11 protein-coding genes are annotated in these 12,960 nt (G+C 49.5%); 8 read left to right on the top strand and 3 right to left on the bottom strand.

The window, feature by feature from the left end; all coding sequences use genetic code 11:
* Positions 1-449: 449 nt before the first annotated feature.
* Positions 450-596: a hypothetical protein gene (locus H6F72_RS18620; RefSeq protein WP_190438965.1), complete on the bottom strand. Its 147-nt coding sequence runs from the start codon at positions 594-596 to the stop codon at positions 450-452.
* A 716-nt stretch (positions 597-1,312) separates the two neighbouring features.
* Here H6F72_RS18620 and H6F72_RS18615 point away from each other — a divergent pair.
* The 4 genes from H6F72_RS18615 (at position 1,313) to H6F72_RS18600 (ending at position 6,492) form a co-directional block, all read left to right on the top strand.
* The gene (locus H6F72_RS18615; RefSeq protein WP_190438963.1) at positions 1,313-3,499 is read left to right on the top strand and encodes a GAF domain-containing protein; all 2,187 of its coding nucleotides are present in this window, start codon (positions 1,313-1,315) and stop codon (positions 3,497-3,499) included.
* A gap of 159 nt (positions 3,500-3,658) precedes the next feature.
* Positions 3,659-4,369 (top strand): ribose-5-phosphate isomerase RpiA, encoded by a 711-nt coding sequence (gene rpiA / locus H6F72_RS18610; protein WP_190438955.1) that lies wholly within the window; start codon positions 3,659-3,661, stop codon positions 4,367-4,369.
* A gap of 2 nt (positions 4,370-4,371) precedes the next feature.
* The gene (locus H6F72_RS18605) at positions 4,372-5,631 is read left to right on the top strand and encodes an aldo/keto reductase (protein ID WP_370527535.1); all 1,260 of its coding nucleotides are present in this window, start codon (positions 4,372-4,374) and stop codon (positions 5,629-5,631) included.
* 99 nt (positions 5,632-5,730) lie between these two features.
* Positions 5,731-6,492, top strand: coding sequence for an HAD family hydrolase (locus H6F72_RS18600; protein ID WP_190438953.1), 762 nt, complete (start codon positions 5,731-5,733; stop codon positions 6,490-6,492).
* Positions 6,493-6,665: 173 nt separating this feature from the next.
* On the opposite strand, the gene H6F72_RS18595 is transcribed toward H6F72_RS18600, so the two are convergent.
* On the bottom strand, positions 6,666-7,055 hold the full coding sequence (locus H6F72_RS18595; protein WP_190438952.1) for a RidA family protein: 390 nt from the start codon (positions 7,053-7,055) through the stop codon (positions 6,666-6,668).
* Between the two features lie 278 nt (positions 7,056-7,333).
* Complete coding sequence (locus tag H6F72_RS18590; RefSeq protein WP_370527534.1) at positions 7,334-7,807, bottom strand: NUDIX domain-containing protein; 474 nt, start codon at positions 7,805-7,807, stop codon at positions 7,334-7,336.
* 64 nt (positions 7,808-7,871) lie between these two features.
* Between H6F72_RS18590 and malQ (H6F72_RS18585) the strand changes: the two genes are divergently transcribed.
* The 4 genes from malQ (H6F72_RS18585) (at position 7,872) to malQ (H6F72_RS18570) (ending at position 12,958) form a co-directional block, all read left to right on the top strand.
* A complete protein-coding gene (gene malQ / locus H6F72_RS18585) occupies positions 7,872-9,380 on the top strand; it encodes a 4-alpha-glucanotransferase (RefSeq protein WP_190438950.1) in 1,509 nt (502 codons plus the stop codon).
* An 81-nt stretch (positions 9,381-9,461) separates the two neighbouring features.
* Positions 9,462-10,790 (top strand): ABC transporter substrate-binding protein, encoded by a 1,329-nt coding sequence (locus H6F72_RS18580; protein ID WP_190438945.1) that lies wholly within the window; start codon positions 9,462-9,464, stop codon positions 10,788-10,790.
* A 97-nt stretch (positions 10,791-10,887) separates the two neighbouring features.
* A complete protein-coding gene (locus H6F72_RS18575; RefSeq protein WP_190438942.1) occupies positions 10,888-11,322 on the top strand; it encodes an N-acetyltransferase in 435 nt (144 codons plus the stop codon).
* Between the two features lie 121 nt (positions 11,323-11,443).
* Positions 11,444-12,958, top strand: coding sequence for a 4-alpha-glucanotransferase (malQ, locus tag H6F72_RS18570; RefSeq protein WP_190438939.1), 1,515 nt, complete (start codon positions 11,444-11,446; stop codon positions 12,956-12,958).
* Positions 12,959-12,960 lie beyond the last annotated feature (2 nt).

Genomic DNA, 12,960 nt, shown 5'->3' with positions numbered 1-12,960 from the left:
AGCAGCGATTCCTAACTAGATAAAGCATTTTTCAAGGAATAAAATCTATTAAAAAATTAATAAGGTTGGGTTAGGAGTCAACTTGGCGATCGCTGAGGCCTTGGTTCAAGTTACTTAGTGCCCACCACAAATTTTAGCCACCGTCAAATAACAATAAGCTCACAAGAGCCAGTTTGCTAAAGCTTGGAATGATTACCAAACTCGACTACTGGGCTCTTGTAAGCCACCAAATTAATTACAGGGTTGTTAGAGGACGGCCACCTTCAACCTAGATCCAGTTCATATAGCGATCGGTCTTAGAGCAGTACGACGCTAAAAGCTTGACTTGGACTGCAATAGGTTGTGAGGAGCAATCTCTTGGCTGTTTCATACTTTGAGGCTAAATCCACTATTCAGGCAGTTTTGTACACTGACTGAGGGATAGGGCTTGTCAAGTATGGGAAAAAAGCCTAGGGAGATGTAGTAGGAGAGGTGGTTGGGGAACCCGCAGGGGATTCACCAGGGGAAGGGCTAGTAGTGGTATCACCACCACCGCAAGCTCCCAAAGCAGCGGCCAAGCTGAGTACTAAGGCGAGGCTAATTACTTTCTTATTCATACACTCCTCTTTCACTATCTATGGCAAGGATAACAAGTTGCTAGTTGAATACAGCACTGGGCTCGCTGGACCTTCCTGCCGTAAAACAACAGGATTTCTAGGTTGCTGATTGCCTGAGGATTGCTCCTCAAAGCTCTACATAAAGTAGTTCAGTTCAGGCTGTAGTACCTAACCTGAGCAATTCGTCTACCGAGATTGCCGGGATGACCTAAGCACCTACCAACCATAAAGCTAGTAGTTTCCCAGTTTCTTTAGGTACTGAGTTATTTGTAGCATAATTAATGGCTTCCAACCCAAGAGGGCAAAAAGCCTGTTTCTGAGCGAACTGGAAAAACCTTTAGCTGATGTAGACATTGCGAGTGATCTGCTCTACATCTCACGAAAAGTATGGTGGTGTGAGATTAAGTAGATACAAATCAACTACCAAAGGAAGCAACGATACTGTTTAGGGATGTGTCAGTCTTGGCTGGCGGCAGAGAACTTACTAAACAGAAAATAAGGTTGAAAAGTATCGTTTGTTGCTGAGTTGTTTCCTCGTCCGTGTGTTTCAGTAGAACGTAAGCTTTGGCACTAGCTGATTGATGGCTCGATAAATGTCAAATAAACTACTGAAGTTTTCGCTCAAAAGCGTCATCTTCATAGGGATTTCAGTGTCAGTATTTGCAGTTTGAATCTAGAAGCATCTATCGGTCCAATGGTAGACTCTCTAGTGCCTTATGCTCTTTCCCCTGTTACACCGTGTGTTTCCCTTTACCAACTTTTCTGGTCGGCTAGCTCTGAACCAGTATCATCAGCAAAGCGCTCTATTGCGCAAGATTGTTGACCGCATCCGTAATTCTTTGGAGTTGAACGTTGTACTTCAAACAGCGGTGGATGAGGTTGGCACGTTACTGAATCTGGATTACTGTGCTTTTTTTTGGTATTTCAGTGACACTTGCCGAGTGCAGGTTGTCTGTGAACGCCTAGGGAGCGATCGCGGCTCCCAGGTAGGCTATACACCATTGGCCGCTTTTGGAGATGCGGCTGAGGCGATCGCCCAAGGTCAGTTGATTGTGAGTTGTGGCGATGCTCATGCTTCTGCTACTACTCGATGGCTAAGGCAGTGGCTTGCGAAATGGCAACGCTCTAAAAGTGGGCTCAATTTTCAGGTGCTGGAAGCACGAGCCAACTTGTTAGTTCCGGTTCTGGACCGAGCTGATTCCATCGGTTATTTAGTTTGTTTGTCAGACCAACCTCGCCGCTGGAAAACAGCTGAAGTAGAGTTTATGGCGTCCTTGGCGCAACAATTGGAAATTGCGATTCGCCAAGCTCGGCTTTATGAGCAGACGCAACGGCAGGCCCAACGCGAGCAACTGGTAAATCAGATTACCAGCCAAACTCGGCAAAGCTTTGACTTGGAAACCATTTTGACGCAGGCGATCGCGCAGTTACTAAAAGCGCTAGAGGCCGATCGCTGTTTAGTACATTTAGTGGAACATGGTGAAGTAGAGCCACTGAATGTACTGCCACAACTTGTCCAAGAATCCATCCCTGGCACTGCTTTTCGGCGCAAACACTTATACGAAATTTGCCGAGAAGCCTTCTCCCCTTCCATTAACGACTTTGACACGCATGGCCCCATTACTCAATGGGTGATTCAGCATCGCCAACCTGTGGTGATGATGGATGTGGCTCAAGATGAGCGAGTCGGTCCCTACAACGAGGAATATAAACAAGCCCAGATTCAATCATCCTTAGTGGTGCCAGTGCAAACCAATGGGATTCTGCACGCCATTTTGTACTTAAACCAGTGTTCTCATACACGCTATTGGTCAGACAACGACCAACAACTCGCTCAAGCAGTTGCTGACCAATTAGCAATCTCCATTCAACAGGCAAATTTGTATGCTCAAACTCAGCAACAAGCCTTAGAAAGTGCAGCTCAGGCCCAACATTTAGCAAAAACGTTACAAGAACTGCAACTCACTCAAGCCCAGTTGATTCAGAGTGAGAAAATGTCCAGCTTGGGACAGATGGTGGCAGGGGTCGCGCATGAAATTAACAACCCCGTTAGTTTTATCTACGGCAATATTCCTTATATTGAGCGCTATATCGAGGAACTCAACCGCCTTTTGGTTGCCTATCAAGTCCACTATCCGCAGCCAGTGGCAGAAGTACAAGCTTTGATTGACGAAGTAGAACTCGGCTTTCTGCTCAAAGATTTGGTCCGCATCCTGAAGTCGATGAAGGTGGGTTCCTCGCGGATTCGGGAAATTGTGCTGTCGCTACGAAACTTCGCCCGCCTGGATGAGTCGAGTCGCAAAACTGTGAATTTGCACGATGGCTTAGAGAGTACTTTAGCGATCTTGCAAAATCAGTTAAATGAAATCCAAGTGATTCGCGATTATGGCGCTCTGCCGCCGCTAGAGTGCTATCCGCGACAACTCAATCAGGTTTTTCTAAATTTGATCACCAATGCGATTGAAGCGCTCAGTAGTGGGGACACCCAGACCAAAACTATTACGCAGCCCAAAACCATTACGATTCGGACAGAACTGGTCTTGGGTGCGTCAGGAAAGGAAAACTTTGCCCGGATTGCGATCGCGGATAACGGCCCTGGAATTCCTGCCGCACTTCGATCAAAAATTTTTGATCCCTTCTTCACTACCAAAAAAATTGGTCAAGGAACAGGACTCGGCTTGACTGTCAGCTATCAAGTTGTGGTCAATCAGCATCAGGGCCAACTCTGGTGCCACTCTGAGCCAGGGCAAGGAACCGAGTTTGCGATTGAGCTACCTGTGAAATATTTTCACCTACTCTCAGATCCGCAAGCCTTGGAGCAAGCTTCCACATTGGCTTCTGAATTTGCTCGGGTGACGGAAGCGATCGCATCGGTGCCGACAGTTGTTGCTCCAGAAGCTTAATCCAGGGCAACTTTTACTCATGTCTCGCTTGAGTCCTGCCCTGACTTTTGCCAGGGATCAAAAAACGTGAATTGACTCAGCAGACTAGGCACGGAGTTCACTTTAGGTCATGCTATAGACCGTGCAGATTAATCCATTGATATGCAAGGAGCTTTGGGAATGACCGCGTCAGTAGACCCCATTCAGTTGATGAAGCAAGAAGTTGCCAAGGCCGCAGCCGCTCGTGTGCACTCCGGTTCTATTGTGGGGTTAGGCTCCGGGTCAACTGCAGCATTGATGATTCAGTATTTGGGCGATCGCCTGCAATCTGGAGAACTCAAGGACATCAAAGGCGTGCCGACTTCCTTCCAATCCTCGGTACTGGCGAAGCAGTATGGCATCCCCTTGGTGACGCTAGATGAAATTGAGTATATCGACATCGCGATCGACGGAGCCGATGAAGTTGACCCGCAGCACAATTTGATCAAGGGCGGTGGTGCGGCTCATACTCGCGAAAAAATTGTGGATGCCTTAGCCAAAGAATTCATTGTGGTGGTGGATAGTTCTAAGCTGGTCGATCGCTTAGGGACTACTTTTAAGCTGCCTGTTGAGGTGATCCCGATGGCAATTACACCAGTGGCACGGGCGATCGAGAAGTTGGGGGGCAAGCCAGAACTGCGGATGGGTGTCAAGAAAGCTGGCCCCGTGATCACCGATCAAGGCAACATGGTGCTGGACGTGAAGTTTGACAGCATCGACAACCCCGCTGAGATGGAAAAGACGATCAACAACATTCCCGGTGTTTTGGAAAATGGCTTGTTTGTCGGCCTAACCGATCTCGTGTTGGTCGGTGAAGTGAAAGACGGGCAACCGATCGTGCGCGAAGCATAATTGTGGAATTAACCTGGCAGTGTGGGCGAACGGTCGTTCGCCCCTACATGGTTGGAGATGCAGGGGTTGAGACACCAATGATGCAGTATCGACGCTTTGGGCGGACAGAGTTGGCAATGCCCGTTTTTTCTTGCGGTGGCATGCGCTACCAATACAAGTGGCAAGATGTCCCCAAAGATACAGTTCCTGCTGATAACCAACAGAATTTAGAGGCAACGGTTCGACGGGCTGTAGAACTCGGGATCAACCACATTGAAACGGCGCGGGGATATGGTAGCTCCGAAATGCAGTTGGGAGCGGTATTACCGAAACTGCCACGCGACCAGCTAATTGTGCAAACCAAAATCATTCCGACTGCAGATCCGCAAGGGTTTTTGCAAACCTTTGAGCAATCAATGGCTTACCTGCAACTCGATCATGTGGAGCTGTTGTCGTTGCATGGGGTGAATAATGCCGAACTGCTGGAGGATTGTCTGCGTCCAGGTGGTTGTTTAGAAGTTGCGCAAAAGTTGCGATCGCAAGGTCGAGTACGCTTTATTGGCTTTTCCACCCACGCACCATTAGAAGTGATTTTGCGAGCGATCGCCACGGACCAGTTCGACTATGTGAACTTGCATTGGTACTACATCAACCAAAATAATTGGCCCGCGATCGAGGCTGCTGGGAAGCACGATATGGGTGTGTTTATCATTAGCCCTACCAATAAAGGTGGTGACCTTTACAAACCTCCTCAAAAATTGGTGGATTTGTGTGCGCCACTCAGCCCGATGGTCTTCAACGATCTGTTCTGTCTTAGCCATCCTCAGGTACACACGCTGAGTATTGGTGCATCTCGTCCCACCGACTTTGACGAACATCTGAGAACCCTAGACCTACTCGATCGCGCTGATGAAATTTTGCCCCCAATTTTGGCTCGCTTGGAACAAGCAGCGATCGCGGCTCTGGGTGAGGAGTGGTGGAGAACTTGGCATGTTGGCTTGCCTAAACCTGAGGAAACCCCAGGAGGCATGAACATTCATACCATTCTCTGGTTGCGGAATCTCGCGATCGCCTATGACATGGTGGATTACGGCAAGATGCGCTACAACTTGCTGGGTCAAGCGGATCATTGGTTTCCCGGTGCCAGAGCTGAGAAAGTGGCAGAACTAGATTTACAACAATGCTTGGCGAACAGCCCTCATGCTGACAAAATTCCAGCACTCTTAGCTGAAGCCCATCAAATTTTGGGTGGTGCAACGGTACAGCGGTTATCGCAAAGCTGAGAGATTTTGCCTGCTTAACCTTTGACCCTAATTGAGATAAAGTGCCAAAGGGTTGAACTCGCCTTTGGAAATTCTCTCATCGTTGGTTGACGGCTGATTATGACCAAACTGCAAGCACTAATTTTTGATGTCGATGGGACCTTGGCCGATACCGAGCGGGATGGTCATCGAGTCGCTTTTAATCGCGCTTTTGCGGAAGCTGGGTTGGATTGGGATTGGACTGTCGAGCTATACGGAGAACTGTTAGCCGTTACAGGCGGCAAAGAGCGAATGAAGTTCTACCTCGACAAATATCGCTCAGACTTTCAGCGTCCTAATAATTTGGACGAGTTTATCGCAGGGTTACACAAGGCAAAAACCAAGCACTATACGCAACTACTCAGCGAAGGTAGTATTCCCCTACGACCTGGGGTGAAGCGGTTGTTGGATGAAGCGCGTGCCCAAGGGTTTCGCTTGGCGATCGCAACTACGACCACTCCTGCCAATGTCACAGCTCTTTTGGAAAGTACTTTGGGGCATGAAAGCATTGCCTGGTTTGATGTGATTGCGGCGGGTGATATTGTGCCAGCGAAGAAACCTGCTCCTGACATTTATTTCTATGCTTTGGAGCAAATGCAGATTGCACCTCAGGATTGCATCGCGTTTGAGGATTCACATAATGGCTTGATTTCAGCGGACAAAGCGAATCTCAAGACGATTGTGACGATTAATGATTACACCAAAGACCAAGATTTTCCAGGAGCTGTAGTGGTTTTGGATCATCTGGGTGATCCGGGTATGCCGTTTACGGTGCTTTCTGGTGAGGTGGGTTGGACGACTTTTGTGGATATGGAGTTGGTGCAGCATTTGCACGGTCGCTAGGCGATTGCTCCTGCTGGGTGAGTTGTCTTAGTTTGGCTTCTACTAAATCCAAACCCTGAGGGCGCTTGCCCCCAAACCCCCGCTGAGGGACGGTTGCGTCCCCCAGGCCCCCTCCAAAAGTGCTTCGGTTGGCCAAGTGTGGCTCTCCTGAGGAGGGTTTTGTTTAGGTGTGGTTAGATTACGGCGATGCAGTCGATCTCAACTTGGACATCTTTGGGGAGGCGGGCAACTTGGACGCAGGCGCGGGCTGGAGCGGTGGCTTCGTCGAAGTGGCGGGCGTAGATGCCGTTGACTGCTGCAAAGTCGTTCATGTCAGCTAGAAATACCGTGGTTCTGACCACATCTGAAAAAGTGGCTCCTGCTTCCTTGAGGATCGCTTCTAGATTTGCCATTACTTGCTCCGTCTGGCGCACGACATCACCCTCACCCACGATCGCCCCGGTTTGGGGATCAAGTGCGATCTGGCCTGCTACAAACACCAATTGGCCACTCGCCGCGATCGCCTGATTGTATGGCCCTACCGGAGCGGGAGCCTGCTCTGTCCGAATTACCTTGCGCGTCATATCCCTTCAACCATCACTATGAAACCAAGGCATTTTCTCATGAAGTGAGGAGAGAGGAGTGAGGGGAAAGGAGGAAGGAGCCAGGAGTCAAAGGTCAGGAGTCGGGAGTCAGAAGCCAGAAAAGAAAAGCACATAAAACTCACCTCAATCTCGAAATACCCACACTCAACTTCGTCTGGAGGGGGTCTGGGGGACGCAGCCGTCCCTCAGCGGGAGTTTGAGGGCAGGTGCCCTCAAGGGTTCGGATTTTAGTCAAAACCCAAACGCCTCACAAAAACCTAGACCAAGCGAGGTCGCAGCCCATAATGCCGATACCGCCAATAATCCCGCAAAATTCGATCGTGATCGAAACAAAGATTCTCAGGCACCCGCCAAGGCTCAAATAGCGCAATTCCCTTCGCGTCATCTCCCGCCTGCGGTTCTCCCTTCGCCTCCGCGATAAACACCACACTCATCGTATGTTTACGCGGGTCACGACTTGGGTCGGAATAAACCTGAAATTGCTCAATTAGTTCAACCTCTAAACCTGTTTCCTCCCGTGCTTCCCGGCGAGCTGCCGCCTCCACAGGCTCTCCATAGTCCACAAACCCACCTGGGATCGCCCAACCATAAGGCTCATTCAGCCGCTCAATCAACACAATCGGGCGATGAGGGCGATCGCTTAGCTCAATAATGATGTCAACAGTGGGGATTGGATTACGGTAGGTCAAAGGTTTCAACTCCTGAAAGGGAGGCAGAAGTAATTCTACCAAGGGAAGATTCCACTAAGATGAGGGGTGGCTACACTGACAGAGTATTTTTTGGAGGCAAATTTCTATGCCCTTTCCCCGTGCCAGTGGTATCCTGCTACATCCAACGAGTCTACCCGGTCGTTATGGCATTGGTGATCTAGGGCTGGAAGCGTACCAGTTTATTGATTTTCTGGCTCGCAGCGAACAGCGCCTGTGGCAGATATTGCCTCTAGGCCCCACAGGCTACGGCAACTCTCCGTACATGAGTTTTTCGACGATGGCAGGGAATCCGCTGCTGATTAGCCCTGACATTCTGAGAGACAATGGCTTCCTGAGTGAAGATGACCTCCGCGATGCTCCTGGCTTTGCGATCGACAAGATTGATTTCGAGCAGGTAATTGCTTGGAAAATGCCTTTGCTACGGCAAGCCTGTGAGAATTTCAAGCAGAAAGCTAGCCCGATCCAACGGACAGAATTTGAAGGTTTCTGTCGGGGCAAAGCGACTTGGCTAGAAGACTACAGCTTATTCATGGCGCTGCTAGAGGATCAGGAAGGTGGTAGCTGGGTGGAATGGCCAGATGAACTGCGGCTACGTAAGCCAGAAGCGCTGGATTTGTGGCGGGATAAGCTAGCGGATCAGATCTTCTTTCAAAAATTCTTGCAGTTCGAGTTCTTTCGGCAGTGGAGAGAACTAAAGACTTACAGTAATGCTCAAAACATCCGCATTATTGGTGATATTCCCATTTATGTCGCCCACAACAGTTCCGATGTTTGGGCTAATCCAGAAGTGTTTCAACTCAATTCTGAAACAGGTCAGCCTCTAGAAGTTGCGGGTGTGCCACCCGATTATTTCTCTGAGACAGGGCAGCTTTGGGGTAATCCGCTCTACAACTGGGGTTACCTGGAGTCAACCAACTTTACTTGGTGGGTGGAGCGAGTCCGGGAAATCCTGGCCCATGTAGATATGATTCGCATCGATCACTTCCGAGGATTAGAAGCTTACTGGTCGGTGCCTGCGGGTGAAGAGACGGCAATCAATGGTCAATGGGTTAAGGCTCCTGGCTATAAGTTGTTTGAAGTGATTCGCCAACAACTTGGTAGTCTGCCAATCATTGCTGAGGATTTAGGGGATATTGATCAAGCTGTGCTCGATCTACGCGATCATTTTGGCTTCCCTGGCATGAAAATTCTACATTTTGCCTTTGGTAGTGATGCCAAAAATTCTTATCTACCTTTTAATGTGGACGCGAACAGTGTGATCTACACGGGCACCCACGACAACAACACGACGTTGGGCTGGTATCAGCAAGCGCCAGATTATGAGCGCGATCGCCTGCACCAATACCTTGCCTGCACTGGGCCTTATGGAATTGTTTGGGATCTGATCCGTCTGGCTATGAGTTCTGTCGCCAATCAAGCCATTATTCCAATTCAGGACGTGTTTAGCTTGGGTTCTGATGCCCGAATGAATGCTCCCGGTACATCAGAAAATAACTGGGCTTGGCGATTCCGAGCCGAGGCAATGACCCAAGACTACAGCAACCGCCTCAAAGAGATGGTTTACATCTACGGTCGCCAAGGGGATAAGGTGTAGAGTTAGGCGCGATCGCTCTCTGGCATGAACACCCATTTTTATCTTGCCAGCTTTTCTTGATCTATCTGGTACAGCACCGTGATGAACAGATTTGCTCTGCTGAAACAGTTGAGGTGTAGCTCGGCAACGGCTGTGGTTATCACTGCTGGTGTCGTTGGTTTGGCGATCGCGTCTTGCCAACGCACCAGCAATTCCGGCGGAGCAAATCAGTCTCCTGCTACAACCACTACTGATAATGCCAAAGGGCTGAAGTTGGGTGCCTTACTGCCTGCCACAGGTGATTTGTCGGCGGTGGGGCCACCGCTTTTGGATGCTGTTTCTTTGTTAGTGGAGACCGTTAACCAATGCGGTGGGGTGAATCAGGCACCTGTGAGTTTGGTGTCGGAAGATGACCAGACTGAACCTGCGGCTGGGGCTGAAGCGATGGCGAAGCTGGTTGAGGTGGATCGAGTTGCGGGTGTAGTGGGTTCCTTTCCCAGTAGCGTTTCGAGCGCAGCGGTAGATGTGGCGGTACGTAACAAGGTGATGCTGATTTCTCCGGCTAGCACGAGTCCTACGTTTACGGAACGCGCCAAAAAAGGTGACTTTCAGGGATTTTGGGCGCGGACTGCCCCGCCGGACACTTACCAGGCCCAAGCTTTAGCTAAATTAGCTCAGCAGCGGAACTATCAGCAAGTTTCAACGATTGTGATCAATGATGATTACGGTGTGGGGTTGGAGAGGGAGTTTACTCAAGCCTTTAAGCAGCGTGGAGGCACGGTAGCAGGTGAGGGAAAGCCTGCCCGCTATGATCCCAAAGCAACGACCTTTGAATCAGAGGCCGCGCTTGCCTTTGCCAATAAACCCGATGCCGTTGCTGCCTTCATCTATGGTGAGACAGGCAGCTTGTTTCTCAAAGCCGCTTATCAACAAGGTCTGAGCCAAGGGGTACAGATTATGCTGACCGATGGCGGTTATTCAGAAGACTTTGCCGAGCAAGTGGGCAAAACCAAGGATGGCAAGTTTATTCTGGCAGGGGCGGTCGGGACGATTCCAAGTGCAGATGGTAAGGCTTTGGCTGCTTTCAGAGAGCTCTGGCAGCAGAAACAAGCTAAACCCTTGAGTGCTTTTGTTCCCCATGCTTGGGATGCGGCAGCGCTCTTAGTGCTAGCAGCAGAAGCGGCGGACAACAACACAGGTGAAGGCATCAAGAGCCAACTCCGAGAAGTAGCTGGCCCAACTGGAACTCCTGTGACTGATGTGTGTGACGGTCTAGCCCGCCTACAAAAGGGCGAGAAGATTGACTATCAAGGCGCTAGCGGCAATGTAGATATTGACGAGAATGGCGATGTGGTTAGCAGCTACGATGTCTGGACGGTAAAAGATGACGGCACGCTACAGACCATTGGTAAGGTGAATCCTGCCCAGTAGATTTAGATTAGTTTCATAGCTAGGGGCGATCGCTTACTCTTAATCACCCGAGAACCCTGGCTTTCAGCACCCTCGACCTTTTCTGGCGCGAGAAAGCATGAAAGTACAATTTCGGCAGGCAACCGAAGCAGATTTTGATTTCCTGAACAAAATGCACGCAGCTTGTCTCAAAGAACATGTAGAGCGCATTTATCCTTGGAATCCTGACTTATTTGGCGAAACCTTTAATCCTCATCTGATCCGAGTAGTTCTGGTTGATCAGATCGAGGTAGGAATGTTACAGCTATTGCAGTGTGTAGGGGAACTATATCTTGGCAATCTCTTGATTCTGCCTAAATTTCAAAACCGTGGCATTGGCACCCTAATCCTGCAAAGCATCCTTGAACAAGGGCAAGCATTAAATTTGCCTGTGCAGTTACAGGTGCTTAAACAGAATCCAGCTAAGCGTCTTTACGAGCGGCTAGGCTTTATTAGCGTTGAGGAGACGAAGACACACTATATTATGCAATGCTCCCCTGCCCTTAAATTCTAAGCGCTATCATCTAACCAAAGAGATAGCTATTTGCAGCAGTAAATCGAAACTCGAGACTGATGTTGTAACAGTAAACAGTTGCTAAATTCAGGACGCTTGCTGTTTATTTTTCAGGTTATCTATGCCCTTTCCCAGAGCTAGCGGCATCTTACTGCATCCCACCTCATTTCCTAGCCGATTTGGTATTGGTGACTTAGGCTTAGAAGCCTACCGCTTCATTGATTTCTTAGCCGACAGTGCCCAACAACTTTGGCAGATTCTACCCCTAGGGCCGACGGGTGAGCCCTGGAATTCACCTTATCTGTCGTCCTACTCTTCGATGGCGGGCAATCATCTGATAATTAGCCTTGAAGTGTTACGCGACAAAGGGTTACTAGCAGAAACAGATTTAGCCGATTTGCCAGAGTTGCCAATGGCAGTTGACTTTGCCAAAGTGCGGCAAATCAAAATACCCTTGCTGCAAAAAGCTTGGCAGAACTTTCAAGCCAAGGCTTCAGCCGTACAGCAAAAAGAATTTGAAGGATTTTGCAAAGGGACCGCATACTGGCTGGACGATTACGCCTTATTCATGGCGCTGAAAGATGCGTTCCAAGATACCAGTTGGCCCACTTGGGAACCCGCGATCGCCAAACGCCAACCAGACGCGATCGCTCAGTGGCAAGACAAGCTCCAAGCAGAGATTTGGTTGCACAAATTCCTGCAATTTGAGTTTTTTCAGCAATGGTCAGCGCTGCGAAAATACGCCAACTTACGCGGGATCAAAGTGATTGGCGATATTTCTATTTACGTGTCTCAGGACAGCGCCGATGTCTGGGCCAATCCGGAAAACTTTTGCCTTGACCCTGAAACGGGAGAGCCTGCGTTGATGGCGGGGGTTCCACCCGATTACTTCAGTGAAACGGGGCAACTCTGGGGCAATCCCGTTTACAACTGGGAGCAACTGCAAAAAACTGGCTTCAAGTGGTGGGTGCAGCGGTTCCAAGCCCTGTTCGACTACGTGGATATGGTTCGGGTTGACCACTTCCGAGGCTTCCAGGCTTATTGGGCGGTCAAGCAAGGTGAAACTACTGCCATGAATGGGGAGTGGATTGAAGCTCCAGGTGAAGCTTTATTTGAAGCGCTGAAGCAGCAATTTGGGCAACTGCCTGTACTCGCGGAAGATTTGGGTGTGATCACGCCAGAAGTGGATGCCTTGCGCGATCGCTTTGGTTTCCCCAGCATGAAGATTTTGCAATTCGCCTTTGGCGACATGGGGGACAAAAACTTTTTACCCTTCAAGTACTTAGCTAACAGCGTGGTTTATCCGGGCACCCACGACAATGAAACGATTGTGGGCTGGTTTAATCGCCTTTCCTCTAGCGATCGCGATGCTGTCACTCAATATTTGGGTTGTTTAAGCGAAGCGGGGATCAACTGGGACTTTATCCATCTGGCTCTTGCCTCGGTTTCCAATCAGGCGATCATCCAACTCCAAGACGTGTTGGGCTTAGATAATCAAGGGCGCATGAATGACCCCAGCAATAACGCAGGCAACTGGACCTGGCGATACCAGGCAGATGCCTTGACTCCAGAAGTCCGCGATCGCCTCAGAACGATGACGGAGTTATTCGGTCGCGCTCCCCAAACTCAAACCTAATC

Origin of the sequence: Trichocoleus sp. FACHB-46, assembly GCF_014695385.1 — a bacterium.
Classification (GTDB): Bacteria; Cyanobacteriota; Cyanobacteriia; order FACHB-46; family FACHB-46; genus Trichocoleus.
Note: the sequence above shows the minus strand (reverse complement) of the source record. Positions and strands in the feature narration are given on the sequence as shown.